This is a genomic window from Chlorobiota bacterium, from assembly GCA_016700335.1.
GTDB lineage: Bacteria > Bacteroidota > Ignavibacteria > OLB7 > OLB7.
Map to the genome: position 1 here is coordinate 525,038 of CP065014.1, position 22,119 is coordinate 547,156.

Sequence of the window (22,119 nt, forward strand, 5' to 3'; positions counted from 1 at the left end):
TGTATCATATAAATTCAGATTTAATATCTAAAAGCTAAAATCTCAAATTTATTTAATTAATAAGTATACTGAATTAAAAACATAAAAAAGAATTGAAAAATCAACTATATATTTTATTCATAATTATTTTTGTATATGATAATTTGTTAGCAAGAAAGAAGCCTCAAATTTCAATAACTAAACCACAAGTTTTTAATACAGATAAATCAAAAAACCAAAATTCTGATTTTGGAATTATCAAGGGGACAGTCTATTACCCAGATACATTGAATCCAAAAGATTTTAGAGTAATAGCTGAAAATGTTGAAACAAAAGATACAGTTTCATCCACCCAAATTGAATCAAGAAAAAAGAATACTTACTCATTAAAATTAAAAATTGGAAAGTATTACATTTATGCATTCACAAATCTAATGCCTAATACAAGAGCATATTTCACTGAGTGGGTTGTTTGCAAACAAGAACCTTGGTGTCATTCTCATGAAAAAGTAATTGTAAATGTAAACGCTGGAAAAACAATTGATAAAGTAAATCCTGTTGATTGGATTAATTTATTAATTGATTAAAAGAAATATTGAATAATTAAAATTAGGTGCAACGAATTTGATAAAATATGCTACGTTTGATTGTTATATTTATAAATAATTTAAAAAATAATTATCAAAATATGAAAATACAATTTTTGTTATTAACAATTATCTCAATACTTTTTATTTCTTGTGGAAACTTAGGCAACATCTTAGTTAGACAGGCTGGACAAATACTAGTGGATGAAATTTCAAAGGAGATTGTTGATATTATAGTCAAAGATGGAACTACAAAACAAGATATTCCAAGTTTAGAGGAATATGTAAATAAAAACGCTCCAAGCGAAGATGCATTTGTAGCTGTTCAAAAAATTGCTGGATTAAATGTGAACGCCAGAGAATGGGATAAATCTATGGAAGTTTATAAAAAGTATAAACCTAAGTTCCCAGGTATGGAAAGTAGATTTGATAAAATAATTTCCAACCTTAACGCTAAGGAAGAAGGAATTAAACCAAACAAGTTACCAGATGAAGTAAACAAGCCAAACACTCAAAGTTATATTCCACAACCTACAGCAGACAATAAAGGGCTTTACTTTTGTTCAAACAATAGACCTGAAGGGGAAGGTGGTGAAGATGTATATTATTCTGAATTTTCAAATGGTAAATGGCAAAATGCTAAAAATATTTCTGATGTTAATAGTAAAGGAAACGATGCTCCAAATAGTATTTCTGTTGATGGAAACGAATTGTATGTTTTTAGAAATGGGAAGAATTTCGTTAGTGCAAAACAACGGAATGGATCATGGTCTGATTTAAACAGTATCAATGAGATAAATTCTTCAAGCTGGCAAGGGGATGCAATATTATCACCAGATGGAAATGCAATTTTCTTCTCAAGTGATAGAAGTGGTGGGGTTGGTGATTATCATGCTAAAGATAAAGAATACTTTCATGGAGGCCGTTGGGGAAATACTGATATTTATGTAAGCGAAAAACAACCAGATGGGAAATGGGGATCTCCTGTGAATATTGGTAGTGTAATTAACACTCCTTATACTGAAAGAACACCTTTTATACATCCTGATGGTAAAACACTGTATTTCAGTTCAGATGGCCATGCTGGTCTTGGGAAAATGGATGTTTTTAAATCTACTAGATTGAACAATGATTCTTGGACTAAGTGGAGTGAACCTGTAAATCTAGGGAAAGAAATAAACAACGCATCTGATGATTGGGGTTATAAAATAACTACTGATGGAGAGAAAGCATATTTCGCAAAATTTGATGCTGATAAAAAAGAGTCCGATATTTACTCAATAGGTCTGCCAAAAACTGCTAAGCCAGATCCTGTTGCAACTATTCATGGAAAAGTTACTGATCAGGATGGAAACAAATTATATGATGCATCAATTCGATGGGAGAATTTAATTACAAGTAAAATTGTTGGTGAACTTAAGAGCAATCCTCAAGATGCAACATATTTTGCAGTTCTACCATTAGGAAACAACTATGGATTTTATGCAAATAAGGAAGGATATTACCCTGTTACAGTAAATATAGATTTATTAAAACAGAAAAATAGTATAGATATTAATCAAGACTTTAAGTTAGTTAAAATTACTACAAATGTACCAATAAGAATTAATAATGTATTTTTTGATTTTGATAAATATGACTTAAAATCAGAATCAAATGCAGAGTTAAACCGTTTGGCTACAACTTTAAATACTGATTATAAAAATAATAATATCGAGATTTTAGGACATACAGATAATCAAGGTGCAGATGCTTATAACCTTACTTTATCTCATAAAAGAGCTGAATCCGTAATGAAATATCTTGTTTCTAAAGGATGTAATTCAAGTTTATTAAGTGCTAAGGGTTTTGGTAAAACTAAGCCTATTGCAAGTAATGATAAAGAAGCAGGAAGATCTTTAAATAGAAGAGTAGAATTTATGATAAAGTAATATTGGAATCATTTTTCAAATGATAATTATTAAAAAAAAGATCAGCTCTATTAAGAACTGATCTTTTTTTAATATACATATATCTAGAATATCAACTTTTTTTCTTACGAGTATTCTTAACTGGTGAATTTTCTATTGGGTCATTTTCATCAACAGCTGGAAGTAATGTTGGCTCTTCTATAGATTTAGTAATTTCAATATTTAATTCATCATTTACAATTGATACAGGTGTAATTTTACCATCAACTCTATAGCTCAAAATTTTACTACCACTTTCTAATTCTATATTTAAAACCGAACCAACTGGTAATTCACCAAGAAGAATAAGTTCACTAACTTCATCTTCAATATACTTTTGAATTGCTCTTCTTAATGGTCTTGCACCAAATTTATCATCATAACCTTTTTCTGCTAAATAGTGTTTTGCATCTTCAGTCACATTTATTGTAATGTTCATAGAAATAATTCTCTTGAATAACTTATTTAACTGAATATCAATAATTCTAAAGATATCATCTCTTGTTAATTGACGAAATACAATAGTATCATCTAATCTATTTAGAAATTCTGGATTGAAAACTCTTTTCATTGCAGTTTCTAAAGTAGCCTTCATTTCATCATATTTATCTGCTTCCTTAGAATCTGTAAATCCCATAATTCCTCCTGCCTTAATATCTCTAACACCAAGATTAGAAGTCATTATAATGATAGTATTCTTAAAATCAACTTTTCTACCTAAGCTATCAGTTAGTACACCATCATCCAAAACTTGAAGTAAGATGTTGAACACATCAGGATGAGCTTTTTCAATTTCATCTAGAAGAATAACAGAATATGGTTTTCTTCTAACTTTCTCAGTTAACTGTCCACCTTCTTCATAACCTACATATCCAGGAGGAGCACCTACTAATCTAGAAACTGAGAATTTCTCCATATATTCACTCATATCAATTCTGATTAAAGAGTCTTCAGAGCTAAATAAATACCTAGCTAAAGATTTAACTAATTCAGTTTTTCCAACACCAGTAGGACCAAGAAAAACAAATGAACCTATAGGTCGATTTGGATCTTTTAAACCTGCTCTTGAACGACGGATAGCTTTAGTTAAATGCAATATTGCTTCTTCTTGACCAATTACTTCTTCTTTTAACTTATCAGCCATTTTCATAAGCTTCAAAGATTCTTCTTCAGCAATTTTTTTAACTGGTATTCCAGTCATCATTCCAACAACTTCAGCAACATTATCTTCAACTACATCAACTATATTTTGTTCACTTGAATTTTCCCATTCTTCTTTTGCAAATTCTAATTCATTTTGTAATCTTTTTTCCATATCTCGAAGTCTTGCAGCTTCCTCGAAGTTCTGACTTCTTACAACTTGATTTTTTTCTAGTTTAACTTCATCAATTCTTTTTTCGAGATCCATTATATTTTGTGGAACAACAATACTACTTAGTCTAACTCTCGAGCCTACTTCATCTAACACATCCAAGGCTTTATCAGGTAAAAATCTATCAGTTATATATCTATCAGATAAAAACACACAGGCTTTAACAGCTTCTTCAGTATATCTTACATTATGGTGTTCTTCATATTTATTCTTTACATTCATCAAAATCTGTAAGGTTTCTTCAATAGATGGAGGCTCAACCATAACTTTTTGGAATCTTCTATCTAAAGCGCCATCTTTCTCAATAAATTGTCTGTACTCATCTAAAGTTGTAGCTCCAATACATTGTATATCACCTCTGGATAAAGCTGGTTTGAACATATTAGAAGCATCTAATGAACCAGAAGCTCCACCAGCACCAACTATTGTATGTAACTCATCAATAAAAAGAATTACATCTTTAGCTTTTTCCAACTCAGTCATCACTGCCTTCATTCTTTCCTCAAATTGACCACGATATTTAGTACCTGCAACTAATGCAGCTAAATCAAGGGTAACAATTCTTTTATCATGTAATACTCTTGATACTTTCTTTTGGACAATTCTTAAAGCCAAACCTTCAGCAATTGCAGTTTTACCAACTCCTGGTTCTCCTATAAGTACTGGATTGTTTTTCTTTCTTCTAGATAAAATTTGAGCTACTCTTTCAATCTCCTTTTCACGACCAATTACGGGGTCTAGTTTATCATCATTAGCAAGTTTTGTTAAATCTCTACCAAAATTATCTAACACAGGAGTTTTCACTCTTTCATGACGTTCACGAGATGATTTTGGCTGACCAGTTGATGTACTTGTTGATTGAGAAGTTGATTTTCCAGAATGAATCTGTGATAATTCTTGTTTTACAGAATCATAAGTAATAGTGAATTGGGCTAAAATCTGAGAAGCAATATTATCATCGTCCCTTAGAAGTGCAAGTAGCAAGTGTTCAGTTCCAATTATATCGCTTTTGTACATTGTTGCCTCTAATCCTGTAATCTTAAGTACTCTTTCAGCTTGTTTAGTTAATGGAATATTACCAATCGTTGGAGTTCCGCCTGTAGAACGGACTGTCTCTTCAATAGCTTTTTTAATTCTAAATAAATCTCCACCGAGGTTGCGAAGTATTTTTACTGCAATTCCTTCACCTTCTCTTATAATTCCTAAAAGAAGATGTTCTGTTCCAATGTAATCATGACCTAATCTTAAAGCTTCCTCGCGACTTAGCCTTATTACATCGTTTACTCTGTTTGAAAAATTGTTTGCCATTCTATTTTTTTTCTAATGAATTTTAAGATGATTTCATCAAAATATTGTTGCTATTTAAATTTGCTTTATCAATAAATACTTTGTTAATTAAAAAAAATAATACTTCAAATTAATTATAAATGTGACACATTATCTAAAACACCGCAACAAAATATTTGTTCTAATTTTAAAATATTATAATTAAATATAACTTTATATTTCTTGACGTATTAACACTAAATAGTATTTGATAGTTACATTTTATTAAAATATGATTATGAATTATTTCTTGTATTTTTTAAATTCAAAATAATAATAATTTATTGAAAGTATTTCTAATTGGTATAATATATACCAAATGTTACTTTGATTCATTTAGAACTTTATATATTAAAATATAAATTAAAGCTAATTTTGCAAACTATAAAAAATAATATGTCAGAAATTAAATGTATATATGATCCACTAATGGAGCTAATGGCTCATTATGCTGGAAAAAAAGCAACGAAAGAAAAAGTTGACGTTGCTAACATCACTATTGAAGAACGTCTTAAGTTAAGAATAATTGATGGAGATCAAATTGGTATAAGCGATGATCTATTAGAGGGCATGAAAAATCATACACCATTAATTATTATCAATGATATTTTATTGGATGGTATGAAAGTGGTTGGTGAACTTTTTGGTTCTGGTCAAATGCAATTACCATTTGTTTTGCAATCAGCTGAAACAATGAAAACTGCTGTTGCCTTTCTAGAAAAATATATGGAAAAAGAAGATACTACTACAAAAGGAACAATTGTTTTAGCAACTGTTAAAGGAGATGTACATGATATTGGAAAAAATTTAGTTGATATTATACTTACTAACAATGGTTACACAGTTATAAATCTTGGAATAAAAGTAGCTGTTGATTTAATGCTCGATTCTGCTGAAAAAAATAAAGCTCAAGCAATTGGCATGAGTGGTCTTTTAGTTAAAAGCACATTAATTATGAAAGAAAATCTTGAACTTATGAAAGGGCGTGGAATTACCATTCCTGTAATTTTGGGTGGTGCTGCTTTAACTAGAAGATATGTTGAGAGTGACTTGAGAAGTATTTATGGTGAAAATGTTGGTTATGCTGCTGATGCTTTTGATGGACTTCATTTTATGGAAAATATTTCTGCTGGGAAAAGTATATTAAACATTGGTTCTAATAATATTGAGAATGAAGTATCAGTTAAGAGAAAATTAATAGATCGAGAGACTCTATTTATAGATATTGCTGATGAAATAGATACAATTGATATAAAATCAATATTTGACTTTACATTTAATGATGATATTCTTTTTGTTGTAAAATTAAATGAAGGAATAGTTGGATTTGTATCATTAAAATATATAGAAAATGATATTAAAGAGATAACAAATATCAAGCTGTATGATGAACAAAAGAATTCCTTAATTGATGTTATAAATGCCTTAAAATTAACTTTAAACAATGATGAGAGTTTGCTTATTAATATTCCACTAGATGATAAATTATATCATAGAGTTTATAAAGCATTTGGTTTTACAAATGTTGAAAATCTAACCGATAATGGAAATATAACAAGTTTAATCTATAAAAAAAATAACACTAATAAATTACTAGAGAATAAAATTGTTTTAAAAGTTATTCCAGATTATCAAAATATAAATCCACCTTTTTTAGGAGTAAATATTATTGAAGATATTAGAATTGAGAAAGTTTTTGAATATATAAATGAAGTTGCTTTGATACGTGGGCAATGGCTATTTAAAAAAGGATCTAAAACAAATGAAGATTATAAAAATGAGTTAGATAAAATAGTTTACCCTAAACTTGATGAATTAAAATTGCTTGCAAAAAGAGAAAAACTTATTGAGCCAAAATGCGTGTATGGATATTTTCCTTGTAACTCTGATGGTAATTCTCTTATTATTTATAAACCAAAAAATATATCAACAAATCAACTTCATTCAAAATGGGATTTAAACTTAAATTCTGGAATAGAAAATTTTGAAGAATATTGTAAGTTTGATTTTCCAAGACAAAACGGAGAAAGGGAATTATGTATATCAGATTATTTTAAACCAAAATCTCTAAATGAGTTTGATGTAGTATCTTTTCAGATTGTTACAGTTGGTCAAAAAGCAAGTGAATATACAGCCAAATTATTTCAAGATGGTAATTTTTCAAATTATTTATATTTTCATGGTTTGTCTGTGGAATGTGCTGAAGCATTAGCTGAGTATATGCACAGAACAACAAGAATAGAACTTGGAATTAATCATAATGATGCAACAGATGTTAGAAAGCTTTTTGCTCAAGGATACCAAGGAAGTAGATATTCTTTCGGTTACCCTGCTTGCCCAAATCTTGAAGATCAATCAAAAATATTTGATTTGTTAAAACCAGAAAGAATAGGAGTATCGCTATCTGAAGAATTTATGCTTGAACCTGAACAATCAACAAGTGCTATTATAGTTCATAATTCTTTGGCGAAATATTTTAATGTTTAAAACATCTACATTGTTAATTCAACAATAAATATTTTTTTAAAATAGATTTTTTTTTGTTTCATTTCCTAACTTCAAAATATGAATTACAATGAAGTTAAAATAATGGGAATCCTAAATTGTACTCCTGATTCTTTTTATGATGGGGGTGAATATTTCTCTGTTGATAAAGCAGTTACTCAGGCTGTTAAGTTAATCAATGAAGGAGCTCATATCATCGATATTGGAGGAGAATCAACCCGTCCTCCAGGAAATGATTATGGTACTGGATCTGAATTTGTTCCCATTGAAGTTGAGTTATCAAGAGTATTACCAGTAATTGAAAAAATTTTAAGTATTAAAAGAAATGCTATTATTTCTATTGATACATTCAAACCTGAAGTTGCTGAAAAAGCTATCTTAGTTGGTGCTTGCATTATTAATGATGTAAGTGCTGGAACTTACAATGAAACAATTTGGAAAGTTGCATCAAAATTTCAAGTCCCCTATATTCTAATGCATGGATTCAATCCATCAAATAGAAAATCAAATCAAGAGTATTTTTATTCTAATATTGTAAATGAAGTTTTTGAATTCCTTCTTGAAAGAATTAATAGTGCAAGGAGTGCTGGTGTAAAGGAGATAATAGCTGACGTGGGATTTGGTTTTTCAAAAGGATTTAATGACAATTTAACTCTCCTTAAAAATTACAAGATATTCTCAAATTTGGGAGTGGCAACTCTTGTTGGATTATCTAGGAAATCACTAATTGGAAAAATGTTAAATGACTCAAAAAGTGATAGGTTGTATGGGTCAATAGCAGCTAATTATTTTGCTTTAAAATTGGGTGCGAAAATTATTAGAGTACATGATGTTAAAGCAACTAAAGATTTTTTAGAAGTTTCTCGAATTCTCGATAACTAAAATTTAAGAAGTTTAATATTTTGAATTTAATGTAGTTAAAATTCATTTCTAATAATTCTCATTCTTAGTTCTAATACAATTAGATGAATTTTGTTACAACATGATTTGTCAATTTTAAATTACCAATGAAATTAAATTGTTAGTTTTAAATAAAGTATTGTATAAATTTAATTCCACTATACTCATGAAAAAACTATTTTTAATATTAATTCTTTTTATCACATTTGTAGCTTCGAGTTATGCTCAAGGTAGTGCTAAAATACAATTAATCCATAATTGTCCAGATCTAACTGTTGCAAAAGTTGATGTATGGATAAATGGTGATAAAATTGACGATTTACCTTTTAGAACTGCTACTAATTTTATTGAAGTACCTGCTGGACCTTTGAAAATTTCTATTGGTCTTTACACAAGTAATAAAGAATCTGAGGCGTTAGTAAGTTATTCTCCAATTGTTGTTGCAGGTAAAAAATATATTATTGCTGCTCAAGGTATTGTAAACTTGACTGGTTATAATCCATTCAAACCAATTAATATATCAATTTTCGAATTAGCACAAGAAAGAGCAATGAGCTCTGAAAACACTGATATTCTTGTATTGCATGGTTCAACGGATGCACCAGAGTTGGATGTTTGGGCACCTGGAAGTGTAAAAGCAATTGGTGATAATTTAAATTTTGGAGATTACTCTAAATCGTACTTTCAGTATCCCACAAATGATGTTTATGTTGGATTAAGAGAACCAAGTGGTGATCCTTTAAAAACAACTGCAACTTTTAGTTTACCAATGCAAACTATGGGGCTTGGTGGTAAAAGTATTGTTATCATTTTATCAGGATTTATGAAACCTGAAAATAATAGTAATGGATCTAGTTTTGGATTATATGTTGTAACAAATACTGGTGGAAATTTTATTCAATTAAGGCAATCTATAGGCGGAGTAGATAATAAATTCAATGAAAGTAAAATTAGTGTTATCCCAAATCCAGTTATGAGTAATACTTTGATTAAACTCAATCAATTTGGAATATATAAAAAGTACAATATTGTAAATTTGATGGGTGAAATACAGTTTAGTGAAATAATATCAAATAATCAAAAAGAGATTAATTTAGATATGACTAATATTATAAGCGGTATTTACTTTTTACAATTGTTTTCTAATGATAATATTATTCAGAAAAAAATAGTTAAAATTAAATAGTATAAAAATATTTTTATGTTAGAACTTTGTGTGATTAATCAAAGTTACCGAAAAGTAAATTACTGTTTTTGTTTGTTATTTGGATTATTGGTTAAAAAAATTTGGTTACACATTCAAATTTATTTTGTCGAACTTAAAATATGAATTTTGCAATCGAGTTTTAATTCTATGGCAGTTAAATTCAAACCTGAATTTAAATATTAATTGGGTAACGTATTCGTTATCAGAGAGTTAAAAATAAGAACAGAATTTTTTTTATGAAGTTAAATCAAGTGTAACTTCAAAGAATGTGAACCAATAATCACATTCAACACATCAAAGAGGGTTGAATAAATTGAAAGTAGAAGTTCAACCTGAATTTTTATGTCGGGCTCATTATATAAGAGCTCTTAAAATATATCAAAAGCAAATCATTTTATATGGTTTGCTTTTTTTATTTTCACAATAATAATAATATCATAAAAAATATAAAAGGAATTAAAGCGTAATCTAAAATTATTATGATAAAAAATACAAATGTAATTAGTGCGTATTCTATTTGCCGTAAAATAACTTTAGAAAATTCTAAAACATTTTTCTTTGCATCTATATTTTTGGATAAAGCTAAAAGGAACTCATGTTATGCAGTATATGCATTTTGTAGGTACATTGATGATTTGATAGATAAAGCAGTAGGTGATTCAAATGGTGAAATTAATAATGAGCTAGTTATTAAAACTGTGAAGAGGTGGCAATCTAATCTTGATTCAGTTTATGCAGGAGATTCTTTATCAGATCCAATAATGGTAGCTTGGGCAGACACTTTAAAAAAGTATAAAATAGATAGAACACTACCCGATTATTTGATTGAAGGTGTAATGAGTGATTTAAAGAAATCGGTCAGATACAAAACATTTGAAGAGCTTTATGATTATTGTTTTAAGGTAGCCTCAGTAGTTGGACTTATGGTAACGCCTATATTTGGTTATGCTAAACCTGAAACTCTAGATTATGCTGTTGATTTAGGAGTTGCTATGCAATTAACTAATATACTTCGTGATATTGGGGAAGATCTTAACAATAACAGAATATATTTACCAGAAGATGAATTAAATAAATTTGAATTAAGTGGAGATGATTTGTTTAAAAAAGAAATCAATATTAATTTTATTAAATTAATGAAGAATCAAATTAATAGGGCTGATTATTACTATGATAAAGCAGAAAATGGTATTAAAATGTTGAGCAAAGAAAGCCAAATAACTGTAAAAATTATGAGTATAAATTATAGAAAAATTTTGCGTAGAATTGAAAAAAACAATTATGATGTTTTTCATTTAAGAGCTTCAACTTCATTGTTAAATAAAATAGGTTCAATCCCTAATATTTATTTTAAAACATATTTTAAGAATAATTAATCTAATGAATAAAAAAATACTTTCTTACATTTTAATTGGATTATTTTCAGTTTTTATTTTTAGTTGTAGTGAAACAAATCCTACAAGTAACGAAACATCATTAAATAAAGAACCAACTTCAGGAAGAGGTGCTATAGTATCTAAACAATTAATTAAAAGTTCAACCATATCTGAGATTGATTCTTTTTTGAGGAGTCAGAACTTGACTGTAAAAATTAAAAACGGAGTGGATGAATATAAAATTGTCTATGAAACAATAGATCCAAAGGGAAATAAAATAAATGCTTCAGGTTTTTTAGCTATACCTAATAGTGGGAATGGATCTTACCCAATAGCAAGCTACCAACATGGTACAGTATTTGAAAGAAACAATGTTCCATCTGCTAGAAATTACGAATCTACAATTCCTATTTTATATTGCGCAAGTGGTGGATATGTTTCTCCTGCAACAGATTATTTAGGATTAGGAGATTCCCCTGGTTTTCACCCTTATGTAGTTGCTAAGCCAACTGCTACTTCAGTTATTGATATGATACGAGCTTCTAAATGGATGTGTAAAAGATTAGGAGTGAAATTAAATAGTCAACTTTTTCTATATGGGTATTCAGAGGGTGGTTATGCTACAATGGCAACTCATAAAGAAATAGAACAAAATTATTCTACTGAATTTAATCTTGTTGCATCAAGCCCAATGGCAGGACCTTATGATTTATCTAATGTTATGTCAAATTTATTAATCACAAATAAACAATATCGGTCACCTGGTTTTTTACCATATACAGTTCTTAGTTATCAGTCTGTTTATAATATGTATTCAAGCTTTTCAGAAGTGTTTAAAGATCAATATCTTACTCCAATTGAGAACTGGTATACTAATGTTACTCAAGCTATTAATTATCAATTACCTAGTGTTCCAAGAGATATGTTAACAAATGATTTTATCTCAAAATTTCAAAATGATCCTAATTTTATTATTAATAGAAGATTGTATGAGAATGATTTAACAAGATGGTCTCCAGTTGCTCCAATGAAATTATCTCATTCTACTGAAGACGATTTGGTTCCTTACCAAAATACAATTAATGCATACAACAGTTTCAAAACTTTAGGATCTAAAAATGTTGTATTAGATACAAATAAACTTGGTGTTCACGAAACTGCAGCTGGTCCATTGTTAACATTAAATATGTTTTGGTTCGATACATTTAAAAAATAATTTAAGATATATTTTACTAAAAAATAAATTGATAATAATAATACAAGATTGATTGGTTGTAATTAAACTTAAAAAAATGATAAAAAAGACAAAAGAAAAAGATCCTTTGTTTGAGATTTTAATTAAAGAATTTACATTAGATGAAATAAAAGAAGTAGAAAAATATCTTAATAATGATATTGATAACTATGACATAGGATTTGGAGATGTGTTAATTGAACCATTTGACGAGGGAAAAAAACTTTTAAGTGTTAAACATAATTCTATTTCGGATATCGTTATTTCTAATACTATTTTAAAAAATATAATGTATGATTTAAAACAAGAGTTAATTAAAAAGAAAAATTAAATCCAAAATATTAAATAACTTCTATTATATAAAATTGTTTAAGAATATTATTTTATTAAAATATCCAATTTTCTTAAGAGTATAAATTGTAATTATGATCAAAACTTATATTAGAATAATCTTTCTCATTATTTTTTTTTGTATGATGTTAGTACCATCATTATTGGTAGCTCAAGATGAAGAAGATCCAATTTTATTTCAAGAAGCAACATTAAGAACTAAAAAAGAATATGATGCTTATATAGTAAAAAATGCTCCATCTGAAAACTCATTTGTAGCTGTTGGTTTAATAGCCGGCATTTATATAAAACAAAAAAAATGGCAATCTGCTGTAGATATTTATCTAAAATACAAACCCTTATTTCCTAATATATCAGATAAATTTGATGATGTGATTAGTATTCTTTATGCTAAAGATGAAGTAATTAACATTGAAAGATTACCAGACGAAATAAACATTCCAGGATTTAGAACGTATGGTCCTGTACCTTCGGCAGATAATAAAGGATTGTATTTTTGCTCACTAAACAGACCAGATGGGTTTGGTTATGAAGATATTTATTATTCACAATTTGCAAATAATAAGTGGCAAGAAAGTAAAAATTTAGGTGGGATAATTAATGATGATGGCTTTAATTATCCGAGTGGTATTTCTTCTGATGGAAATACTTTATACATGTTAAACTCTGGCAGAAACGCTGTCCTCAATATGGAAACTCACAAACAGCGAACAGTAAGTTGGAGCAATCCAAATGAAATTAAAGAAGTCTATTCTGATTATTGGCAATGTGATTTGATAGTTTCTTCTGACGGGAAAACACTTTTTTTTGCTAGTGATAGATTAGGAAATATTGGAGATTTACATAGAAAAGATACTCCTTATCACGGTCATATATGGGGTAATATAGATATTTATGTATGCACTAAAAAACCTGATGGAACATGGAGCGAACCAATAAATTTAGGTAAGAACATTAATACACATTTTGCAGAACGTTCACCTTTTCTTCATCCAGATGGGAAAACATTTTATTTCTCTAGTGATGGACATGCTGGGCTTGGTAGGTTGGATGTTTTTAAGTGTACTAGGCTTAATGATACTTCTTGGACCGATTGGAGTAAACCTGTTAATTTAGGTAAAGAAGTAAATACTTCTGGTGATGATTGGGGGTATAAAATATCTACAACTGGCGACAAAGCATATTATGCAAGACAAGACCCTAACACAAAGCTCGATGAAATCTACTCTACAACACTCCCTGAATCAGCTAAACCAAAGCCTGTTGCTGTTGTTCATGGTAAAGTTTTAGATGAAAAAAATATTCCTATTTATGATGCACCAATAAAATGGGAGAATTTATCAACAAATAAAGTTGTTGGTGAGATGAGAAGCAATCCTCAAGATGGAACCTATTTTATTGTTTTACCTCTTGGAAATAATTATGGTTGCTTTGCTGAAAAAGATGGATATTACCCAGTTTCATCAAACATAGATTTGAGTAAAACAAATGAATCTAAAGATATTGAATATAATTTTAAACTTTTAAAAATTATTGAAAATAGTCCAATTTTAATCAAAAATGTTTTTTTTGGATATGATAAGTACGAGCTTGAACCTGAGTCTTTTCCAGAACTAAATAGATTAGCTGAAATGTTAAAAAAGACTGATGAGAAAATTAAAATTCAAATAATGGGTCATACTGATAACCAAGGAACTGATAACTATAATTTCACATTATCTAAGAATAGAGCTGAGGCTGTTTCAAACTATTTAATAAATAAAGGATGCTCACCTATTAGGATTAGTGCAAAAGGATATGGGAAATCAAATCCTATTTCTAACAATGAAACTGAAGAAGGGAAAGCTCAAAACAGAAGAGTTGAATTTATGCTTGTAAAGTAAATATTGATTTTATATGATATAAAAATATTTTTAAAGTTGAAAGAAACATAAATTTATATTCAAAAATAATTTCAACATTTATATCATTTTCCAAATTCTACATCAACTGTAATCCAAGATGAAATTGGATTGCCTTCATTATTTAATGCAACACTAAAATCACTTAAATTTACTGATCGTAATGCAGCAATTGCTAACAAAGGTGCACACTTTGCCTCTGAATCAACATTTGAAACAAATGCTCTTTTTGAAAAACCTCGATTATTAATAAGTGCCTTTATGGTTACTTTCCCTTTGCACATCCATTGCTTTGCAACTATAGAAAGATAAAGATTTTTTTGTATTCTATCTTTTTTCACAGTTGCTTCTTGGGTAATCGTAGAATCAATTTCGTCAGCTCGTTTATTAAATTTATCAATTGAATGATACATTTTTTCTCTTATATCCTTTTTCAATAAATCCAACCTTAACTTTATATCTCTTGTTTCAGGATCTGTATTTAAAGTGTTAACAAGTACATATCTTGGTCCTTTTAATACTACTGCTAACATATTACATGTATCAGAATTTTCTTTATTTACAAATGACTTTGCTTTTTTATCTAAACTTTGAACTTCAGTAAATTGCTCTTCCATCATTGTATAAAAAAATGCTTGTGAGCCTCTTGAATAATAAACTGTCTTATCTGCATATATTAAAAAAGCTTCCGCAGAATCACCACACTGAATATAAGTAGCTTCAATAATTGGATCTTTTAATGAATCTGCAAGTTGTTTCCAAGTTTGTGATTTGGATGTAAATATTGATAAAAGAAATATTATTATAAATATTATGTTTTTGCTAAATTGTATATTTGGATTGATAATCATTTATTAATTTAATGAGTGTTTTAATTGAAAATTTAAAAAGCTATATTCAACTTTGATTTATTTAAAATAACTTCGATTCTATAATTTCTTTAAAATGTTATGCCTCAAAATTACTACTATATGTCAGGTGCAGGAAATTTATTTGTCGTTGCAGAAGAATCAAATTTTCCAATCGAATCGGATTACAAACAAATTGCTGAACTATTATGCAACCCTAAGAATTTAGATAGTATTTTACTTGACGGTTTAATAATTATTTGTAAGAGTCAACAATGTGATTTTGAAATGAAATATTTTAATAGAGATGGAAGTACTGGAATGATGTGTGGAAATGGTGGAAGATGTGCAGTGAAATTTGCATTTGATAAGGGCTATACAACTCAAGATAAAATTACTTTTGTAAATTCTCAGATTGAATACTCAGCAATTATAACTGAAAGAGGGGTAAAAGTATTCTTCCCTGAACCAAAAAAATTTAAATTAAAATTCAAATTAAATCTTTTAGGTGATATGAGAATTTGTCATTTTGCTGATGTAGGTACTCCACATGCAGTCTTATTTGTTGATGAAATTAATGACTTAAATCAAACATTATGTCTTAAAGATTTGGACTTGAATTTATGGGGAAAATCTGTAAGGAATCATACTGATTTTTCACCTGATGGAGCAAATGCAAATTTTGTTGAAATAAGTGATTTGGGCATTATGTTAAGGACGTTTGAAAGAGGAGTAGAAGCCGAAACTGGGGCTTGCGGAACTGGTGCCATTTCTTCTGCTATTATTTCTAATTTTCTTAGAGGGGTTAATAAGCCTGTAAAGGTAACAGTAACAAGTGGAGCTATTTTGTATGTTGATTTTGATTTAATTCAAGGAAAAATTTCAAATTTATCATTAGAAGGTGGGGCTGATTACTTCAATAAAAATAACAATAATAATAAATGATTAAGTTATTAATTTTTTTAGGGCTTTTATCAATAATTACTGATGCAAAATCACAACAAGAGTTTTCTATTAATAATGGTTCTGAAAATTATTATTCAAAAATTACTGTTGAAAAATGTGAAGATGGAACATGTTCAGGGAAAGGTACTATTTCAATTTTTGTTAAAAGTACAAAATCTTTGTTCCAGATTTTAAGTTCTGATGATTTATATTTTTCCTTAGATGTTTCAAATTCACCTTCAGTTAATGTTGTTGAACTTTATGGTGAACAAAGCCCATTGATATTTGATGATTTTAACTTTGATGGAACAGAAGACTTAGCTATTAGAAATGGCAATAATAGTGGTTATTCAGGACCTTCCTATGATGTTTATGTTTATAATGCAAATAAAAAACAATTTGTATTTAGCAGTGAACTTACAAAGCTTGTTACAGATAATTTGGGTATGTTTTTAGTAGATCATACAAATAAAAGAATTACTACATTCTCAAAATCGGGTTGTTGCTGGCATCTTACAACTCAATACGTAGTTGTTCCCAAAAAAGGTTTGGTGAAAGTTTATGAATTAATTGAAGATGCAACAAATTCAAATGGAAAAACTGTTTTGGTTACTACTAGTAGTTTAATAAATGGTAAATGGATAAAGAGTAGTAAAAAATTTAAAATGAAAGAATATTATAAATGATTTATTAAAGCTACAACTTTTATTTCAATCAATAAATTTTTGTGTGGTAATTGGTGAACAGCTACAGTGGTTCTTGAAGGACCAGTATATGAATCAAAAAATTCGTTGTAGGCTTCATTATAATGTTTATAATCTTCCATATTAATTAGGAAAGTTGTTAAATCTACAATGTTTTCTAGATCAGCACCAGCAAGTTTTAAAATCTTTTTTATGTTATTAATAACAGCTCTAGTTTGTACTTTAATATCAAGTTCCACAGTTCCATCTTCATTTATTTTTACGCCATCATGAGTATTATCTTCTTTTCTTGAAGAAACACCAGATACATAAATGAACCCATTTGCAATTCTTGCATGAGGGTAATTAGCTAATGCTTGTGCACCTGATTTTAAAAATACTGGTTTTCCGTTTTTATTGGTCATTAAAAAATTTCTATTAGAATTTTAATTGAAACTATATTCATGGAGAATAAATATCTTTTACAAAAATAATCTAAAAAGTATTTTTATTTCTTTTTTAAAATTGAAATTTTGAAATATTTAAATAATTACAACAATTAAGAAATTAATTTAATTAAAATGAAAATAGGTAATTACATTGTAGATATTATTGAAACTTGTAAGTTCTCATTAGATGGGGGAGCAATGTTTGGAGTGGTCCCAAAAAATCTTTGGAGCAAAGCATATCCTCATTTTGATGATCAAAATAGAATTGATATGTCTGCTAGAGCATTACTAATAAGAGGTAATGGAAAAACTATTTTAGTAGATTCTGGATGTGGACACAAGATGCCAGATAAATTAAATAAAATTTATAATCTAGATTATTCTGAGTATACTTTAAAAAATGAATTAAAGAAAAAAGGTGTTGACCCACAAGATGTAACCGATTTTATTTATACACATTTACATTTTGATCATGCAGGTGGTTCAACTTTTTTAAATGATAAAGGGGAAGTTGAACCTATGTTCCCCAATGCAAAGCATTATGTACAAACTGAACAACTAAAATGGGCTCGTAATCCAAGTGATAAAGATAGAGCTAGTTTTATGCAAGATAATTGGGAACCAGTTATTAGTTGGGGTTTAATAGAGGAATTAGAAGGTATTAGCGAAGTATTACCAGGAATAGAAGTTCGTCCTCTTTATGGTCACACTCAGGCAATGCAAATAGTTATAATAAAAGATACAAATCAAATAAACAATAGCAATAATGGTTTGGTTTATTGTGCAGATTTAATTCCAACATCAGCTCATTTATCATTACCTTACATAATGGGTTATGATAATTTTCCATTAACAACATTAGATGAAAAAAAATTTTTTATTCGAGAAGCATTTGAAAACAATTGGTTATTATGTTTTGAACATGACCCTTATACACAAGCAATTAGTTTATCACATTCGGAAAAAGGATTTTCAATTCATGAAAAAGTAGAAATCAACGATAATAATTTAAGTTAAAAAAAATCCTTGAAATTAAATTTTCAAGGAATTTCTTTTATAAAAATTTACAAAGGTTACTTTATAACTTTAAGTATTTTATTTAGAATAATTCCATTTGAAATAAATCTTATATTATAAGTACCAGATTGAATATCTGTTAAACTAACATTCTGAGAATGCTTACCAACTTTTTCATACCCCTCAAAAAGAGTACTTATATGTTTACCATTTACATCGAATAAAAATATTTTAACTAAACCATCTTCTAAAATTGAGTAATTAATACTCGTTTCAGAATTTGCAGGATTTGGGTTTGCTTGATATAATTCAGTCATTGAATTATTAACATTTGCAAGATTCACTCTGCAAGATGCTATATGCCTTTTACTACCATCAATTGTTATTTCAACTAATTTATAATCAATAATATTATCATTTTCTGCTAATGTTATATCATCTTGAAATTCATAATTTTGAGGTGTTGAAGTTGAACCACTTCCCTTAACAAGTTGAATAATACCCCATTCGTTTTCCAGCTTAGTTTTTCTAGATAATTCAAAGTAAGCACAATTAGATTCAGATGCTGTTTTCCAATTAATTTTAATATTGTTTTTGTTGATTGCTTCTGCAGTAAAAAGAGTTAACTCAACTGGTAGCAAAACATCATTACAAGAACCATCTTTTACATTTACTGGTCTTACTTGGTTAATTGCAGAATTACAATCACCTAAAGCACCAGAAATTAATATGTTAAATTTTGGTCTTGGATAATCATCTCCACCCCATGAATAAACTTCACCATGTTTATCAATTGCATAACTTGAAGCATAACCTGTTCCAATTGTTAATATTGGGTTTGATAATAACTCACCTAAAAATGCAGAACCTTGATAAGTTCCTGATCTAACTTGTACAGGAAGTTCTCTATTTGAAGTTGTACCATTACCCAATTGTCCACCAGGATTCCAACCAGTAGCATAAACTTTTCCACTTAAAGTTAAGAAAAGAGTATGAGCACGACCACCAGCAACTTGAACAATAAAGTCTGATGGAGAATCACCAATATATGTTCCAGGATAATCACCCGCTAATGGTCTCATTGGATAATTTTTATTTACCATTGTATTATCTCCTAATGTACCATAGAAGTTATATCCCCAAGCAAAAAGTTTGTGTTTACTTGTAAGAACAAAAGCATTGTTTTCAGAAGCAAAAATTTTAACAACTTTATCAGTTGTATCATCACCAAGGAATATATTCCCACCATAAGCACCACTTATAACTTGAACTGGTGTTAACCTTGAAGTATCTGTGCCATCACCTAATTCTCCATTATAATTTGTACCCCAAGAATAAACTAAACCATTTGAAGTAAGAGCATAACCAGAATTACTACCTGCGGCAATTTGGATTATCTTATTAGAAGCAGCATCACCAAGAAAATTTGTTCCAGGGTAAGTACCTTTTAAAACTCTTTTTGGTGAATGGTATTCAATAACATCGCCAGTACCTAATTGACCTTCACTATTAAAGCCCCAAGAGTAAACTTCACCAAGTTCAGAAAGAGCATAACTAGCATCACCATAAGCAATTACACTTATTATTTTATTCAATGAATCATCTCCTAAATAATTTGTACCAGGGTAATCTCCTTTTAAAACTCTAACAGGTAACCATTTATCAGAAGTTGAATTAACACCTAATCTACCATTACCGTTATTTCCCCAAGAAAAAACTTCACCTTTTTCTGTTAAAGCTAAACCATGAAACTCTGCAATTGAAATTGAGAACACTCTATTTGAATTATTGTCTCCAAGAAATGCTGAACCATTATATGCACCTTTAAAAACAGGGTACATATAATCTCTGCTTATGGATGTGCTATCTCCAAGCTGACCAAAATGATTATCTCCCCAAGTTTGAACAATGTAATTCTGGTCAATTAATGCCCCAAAATGTGCATCACCAGATGTTAATCTAAAGTTTTGAGAGGTAGCTTTAAAAGAGCAAAAGCAATATGCAATAATAGCAAATGTAAGTTTTGTAAAAAGAAACTTCTGTTTCATAAATTATCAATTTTAATTGTTTTTAAACTTATTTCATTGCTAATATAGTTAGATGGAATAAGTACAATTAACTTTATAGGGTAACAATATGTAACTTAAAGAGATTGAATTCAAATTCAAAAGATGCGGGTGGGTAATTATAAAAAATGAAGATTAAATTAAGAATTACTTTTTTACTTTATCTATTAAACGGTTAGAACTATCAAACATTTCTCTCAAACTATTTGAGTTTTTACTCAAATTTTCTAGCTGTAAATTAAATTCAATTCTGTTTTTGTATCCATTATTTTTAATTATACTATCAATAGCATAATTAGATCTTATTGAATCAAATTTATATATTTGTTGAACTAATAAAATATCTGAAATTGTTTGAGACACTTTCCATTTTTCTTTTTCTGAAATAGAGTTTTCTCCGCAAGATGGAATTAATAGAAATAATATTGAAAATAATACTTTCATTACTTTATTAATAAAATGGTTTATATATTAAAGATAGCATCAAATAAATTAGAAAATAATTAATAACTAAATTATAATAATAGTAAAATAAAGTAATAGTTAGCATTTTAAAACAAAAAAAAATCGCAACTAAATAAATAATTGCGATTTATAGTAAAAAAAATTCTTAAGTAGTCTCGGTAACGCTTAGTATAACTCTTCCATTATAATAACCACAAGCACGGCAAGCAGTATGATTTAATTTAGCTTCACTACATTTTGGGCACTTACCAAATGAAGGAGCAGTTAATTTATAGTGCGTTCTGCGCTTATCTCTGCGAGACTTAGAATGTCTTCTCTTTGGATTTGGCATCTTATTGTGTTAGTTTAATTTATAAAATATTTTTTTTAATCTAAAGTAATAATATCATTTTTTTAATTCCAATAACTTAGCCCATCTTGGATCAATTTGCGTATTTTCACAACTGCACTTATTGATATTTAAATCAACCCCACAGTGTTGGCAAAGCCCTTTGCAATCTTCCTTACATAAATTTTTAAGTGGAGTAGATGTCAAAAAAACATCTTTTACATCCTCATCTAAAATTAACATATTTGTTTCAGGAGGTAAAAACCTATATTCATCATTTTCAGCATCTTCATCATTCCCAACTCCCATCAACTTTGAATGCCTGCTATTCACATTTTCTAAAACATAACATATGTTAAAAAATTCTTCAACTAAATTTGTAAATTCAATAAGGCATCTATCACACTCATTTAATCTGTTACCCTTAACTTTGCAAGATACAAAAAATTGGTTTGATACTCTTTTTACAGAAACATCTAATTCAATTTTTTCTGAAAAATTTTCTAACGATAAATCCTTTGCATTGCAAGTTATTTTATAAGTATGCTCACCTTCACTTTGGTTAGAGATATTTATTTCAATAAAACTTTTATTCAAGGATTCCATAACAATCTAAACCTAATTAGTCTGA

19 protein-coding genes are annotated in these 22,119 nt (G+C 28.6%); 12 read left to right on the forward strand and 7 right to left on the reverse strand.

Annotated elements, in window-relative coordinates; genetic code table 11:
• The first annotated feature begins 92 nt into the window (after positions 1 to 92).
• Both IPP08_02100 and IPP08_02105 read left to right on the forward strand, forming a co-directional pair.
• A complete protein-coding gene (locus tag IPP08_02100) occupies positions 93 to 566 on the forward strand; it encodes a hypothetical protein (GenBank protein ID QQS66988.1) in 474 nt (157 codons plus the stop codon).
• Between the two features lie 101 nt (positions 567 to 667).
• Positions 668 to 2,497, forward strand: coding sequence for an OmpA family protein (locus tag IPP08_02105; GenBank protein ID QQS66989.1), 1,830 nt, complete (start codon positions 668 to 670; stop codon positions 2,495 to 2,497).
• Between the two features lie 91 nt (positions 2,498 to 2,588).
• Here the strand turns inward: IPP08_02105 and IPP08_02110 are convergent, their stop codons facing one another.
• Positions 2,589 to 5,195 carry an ATP-dependent Clp protease ATP-binding subunit gene (locus tag IPP08_02110; protein ID QQS66990.1) on the reverse strand — a complete coding sequence of 869 codons (2,607 nt, stop codon included), beginning with the start codon at positions 5,193 to 5,195 and terminating at the stop codon, positions 2,589 to 2,591.
• A 414-nt stretch (positions 5,196 to 5,609) separates the two neighbouring features.
• Between IPP08_02110 and IPP08_02115 the strand changes: the two genes are divergently transcribed.
• The 7 genes from IPP08_02115 to IPP08_02145 all read left to right on the forward strand — a co-directional run bounded on the left by IPP08_02115 (position 5,610) and on the right by IPP08_02145 (position 14,669).
• Positions 5,610 to 7,700, forward strand: a complete 2,091-nt coding sequence (locus tag IPP08_02115; protein QQS66991.1) for a B12-binding domain-containing protein — start codon at positions 5,610 to 5,612, stop codon at positions 7,698 to 7,700.
• Positions 7,701 to 7,778: 78 nt separating this feature from the next.
• The gene (gene folP, locus IPP08_02120) at positions 7,779 to 8,600 is read left to right on the forward strand and encodes a dihydropteroate synthase (protein ID QQS66992.1); all 822 of its coding nucleotides are present in this window, start codon (positions 7,779 to 7,781) and stop codon (positions 8,598 to 8,600) included.
• 184 nt (positions 8,601 to 8,784) lie between these two features.
• Positions 8,785 to 9,804 (forward strand): DUF4397 domain-containing protein, encoded by a 1,020-nt coding sequence (locus IPP08_02125; GenBank protein QQS66993.1) that lies wholly within the window; start codon positions 8,785 to 8,787, stop codon positions 9,802 to 9,804.
• 500 nt (positions 9,805 to 10,304) lie between these two features.
• A complete protein-coding gene (locus IPP08_02130) occupies positions 10,305 to 11,201 on the forward strand; it encodes a phytoene/squalene synthase family protein (protein QQS66994.1) in 897 nt (298 codons plus the stop codon).
• Between the two features lie 4 nt (positions 11,202 to 11,205).
• On the forward strand, positions 11,206 to 12,417 hold the full coding sequence (locus tag IPP08_02135; protein QQS66995.1) for a hypothetical protein: 1,212 nt from the start codon (positions 11,206 to 11,208) through the stop codon (positions 12,415 to 12,417).
• A 76-nt stretch (positions 12,418 to 12,493) separates the two neighbouring features.
• Positions 12,494 to 12,766, forward strand: a complete 273-nt coding sequence (locus IPP08_02140; GenBank protein QQS66996.1) for a hypothetical protein — start codon at positions 12,494 to 12,496, stop codon at positions 12,764 to 12,766.
• Positions 12,767 to 12,908: 142 nt separating this feature from the next.
• Positions 12,909 to 14,669, forward strand: a complete 1,761-nt coding sequence (locus IPP08_02145; protein ID QQS66997.1) for an OmpA family protein — start codon at positions 12,909 to 12,911, stop codon at positions 14,667 to 14,669.
• Between the two features lie 83 nt (positions 14,670 to 14,752).
• On the opposite strand, the gene IPP08_02150 is transcribed toward IPP08_02145, so the two are convergent.
• Positions 14,753 to 15,538, reverse strand: a complete 786-nt coding sequence (locus tag IPP08_02150) for a hypothetical protein (GenBank protein QQS66998.1) — start codon at positions 15,536 to 15,538, stop codon at positions 14,753 to 14,755.
• A 99-nt stretch (positions 15,539 to 15,637) separates the two neighbouring features.
• Here IPP08_02150 and IPP08_02155 point away from each other — a divergent pair, with 99 nt between their 5' ends.
• Both IPP08_02155 and IPP08_02160 read left to right on the forward strand, forming a co-directional pair.
• On the forward strand, positions 15,638 to 16,480 hold the full coding sequence (locus IPP08_02155; protein QQS66999.1) for a diaminopimelate epimerase: 843 nt from the start codon (positions 15,638 to 15,640) through the stop codon (positions 16,478 to 16,480).
• Positions 16,477 to 17,166 carry a hypothetical protein gene (locus IPP08_02160; protein QQS67000.1) on the forward strand — a complete coding sequence of 230 codons (690 nt, stop codon included), beginning with the start codon at positions 16,477 to 16,479 and terminating at the stop codon, positions 17,164 to 17,166. Before IPP08_02155 ends, IPP08_02160 begins: the two co-directional genes overlap by 4 nt.
• Here IPP08_02160 and IPP08_02165 read toward each other — a convergent pair.
• Positions 17,157 to 17,588 (reverse strand): RidA family protein, encoded by a 432-nt coding sequence (locus IPP08_02165; GenBank protein QQS67001.1) that lies wholly within the window; start codon positions 17,586 to 17,588, stop codon positions 17,157 to 17,159. The genes IPP08_02160 and IPP08_02165 overlap by 10 nt on opposite strands.
• Before the next feature lie 156 nt (positions 17,589 to 17,744).
• Here IPP08_02165 and IPP08_02170 point away from each other — a divergent pair, with 156 nt between their 5' ends.
• Complete coding sequence (locus tag IPP08_02170) at positions 17,745 to 18,629, forward strand: MBL fold metallo-hydrolase (protein ID QQS67002.1); 885 nt, start codon at positions 17,745 to 17,747, stop codon at positions 18,627 to 18,629.
• Between the two features lie 56 nt (positions 18,630 to 18,685).
• Here IPP08_02170 and IPP08_02175 read toward each other — a convergent pair whose 3' ends face one another.
• The 4 genes from IPP08_02175 to IPP08_02190 all read right to left on the reverse strand — a co-directional run bounded on the left by IPP08_02175 (position 18,686) and on the right by IPP08_02190 (position 22,094).
• Positions 18,686 to 20,677: a T9SS type A sorting domain-containing protein gene (locus tag IPP08_02175; GenBank protein QQS67003.1), complete on the reverse strand. Its 1,992-nt coding sequence runs from the start codon at positions 20,675 to 20,677 to the stop codon at positions 18,686 to 18,688.
• Positions 20,678 to 20,842: 165 nt separating this feature from the next.
• Entirely contained in the window at positions 20,843 to 21,139 is a 297-nt protein-coding gene (locus IPP08_02180) for a hypothetical protein (GenBank protein QQS67004.1), read from the reverse strand.
• A gap of 166 nt (positions 21,140 to 21,305) precedes the next feature.
• Complete coding sequence (gene rpmF / locus IPP08_02185) at positions 21,306 to 21,491, reverse strand: 50S ribosomal protein L32 (GenBank protein ID QQS67005.1); 186 nt, start codon at positions 21,489 to 21,491, stop codon at positions 21,306 to 21,308.
• A gap of 54 nt (positions 21,492 to 21,545) precedes the next feature.
• Positions 21,546 to 22,094 carry a DUF177 domain-containing protein gene (locus IPP08_02190; protein QQS67006.1) on the reverse strand — a complete coding sequence of 183 codons (549 nt, stop codon included), beginning with the start codon at positions 22,092 to 22,094 and terminating at the stop codon, positions 21,546 to 21,548.
• Between the last annotated feature and the right edge of the window lie 25 nt (positions 22,095 to 22,119).

Bases quoted from the DNA above. Each gene is read 5' to 3' on its own strand.
- IPP08_02105 (QQS66989.1), top strand. From the start codon at position 668: ATGAAAATACAATTTTTGTTATTAACAATTATCTCAATACTTTTTATT.
- IPP08_02110 (QQS66990.1), bottom strand. From the start codon at position 5,195: ATGGCAAACAATTTTTCAAACAGAGTAAACGATGTAATAAGGCTAAGT.
- IPP08_02115 (QQS66991.1), top strand. From the start codon at position 5,610: ATGTCAGAAATTAAATGTATATATGATCCACTAATGGAGCTAATGGCT.
- folP (QQS66992.1), top strand. From the start codon at position 7,779: ATGAATTACAATGAAGTTAAAATAATGGGAATCCTAAATTGTACTCCT.
- IPP08_02125 (QQS66993.1), top strand. From the start codon at position 8,785: ATGAAAAAACTATTTTTAATATTAATTCTTTTTATCACATTTGTAGCT.
- IPP08_02130 (QQS66994.1), top strand. From the start codon at position 10,305: ATGATAAAAAATACAAATGTAATTAGTGCGTATTCTATTTGCCGTAAA.
- IPP08_02135 (QQS66995.1), top strand. From the start codon at position 11,206: ATGAATAAAAAAATACTTTCTTACATTTTAATTGGATTATTTTCAGTT.
- IPP08_02140 (QQS66996.1), top strand. From the start codon at position 12,494: ATGATAAAAAAGACAAAAGAAAAAGATCCTTTGTTTGAGATTTTAATT.
- IPP08_02145 (QQS66997.1), top strand. From the start codon at position 12,909: ATGATGTTAGTACCATCATTATTGGTAGCTCAAGATGAAGAAGATCCA.
- IPP08_02150 (QQS66998.1), bottom strand. From the start codon at position 15,538: ATGATTATCAATCCAAATATACAATTTAGCAAAAACATAATATTTATA.
- IPP08_02155 (QQS66999.1), top strand. From the start codon at position 15,638: ATGCCTCAAAATTACTACTATATGTCAGGTGCAGGAAATTTATTTGTC.
- IPP08_02160 (QQS67000.1), top strand. From the start codon at position 16,477: ATGATTAAGTTATTAATTTTTTTAGGGCTTTTATCAATAATTACTGAT.
- IPP08_02165 (QQS67001.1), bottom strand. From the start codon at position 17,588: ATGACCAATAAAAACGGAAAACCAGTATTTTTAAAATCAGGTGCACAA.
- IPP08_02170 (QQS67002.1), top strand. From the start codon at position 17,745: ATGAAAATAGGTAATTACATTGTAGATATTATTGAAACTTGTAAGTTC.
- IPP08_02175 (QQS67003.1), bottom strand. From the start codon at position 20,677: ATGAAACAGAAGTTTCTTTTTACAAAACTTACATTTGCTATTATTGCA.
- IPP08_02180 (QQS67004.1), bottom strand. From the start codon at position 21,139: ATGAAAGTATTATTTTCAATATTATTTCTATTAATTCCATCTTGCGGA.
- rpmF (QQS67005.1), bottom strand. From the start codon at position 21,491: ATGCCAAATCCAAAGAGAAGACATTCTAAGTCTCGCAGAGATAAGCGC.
- IPP08_02190 (QQS67006.1), bottom strand. From the start codon at position 22,094: ATGGAATCCTTGAATAAAAGTTTTATTGAAATAAATATCTCTAACCAA.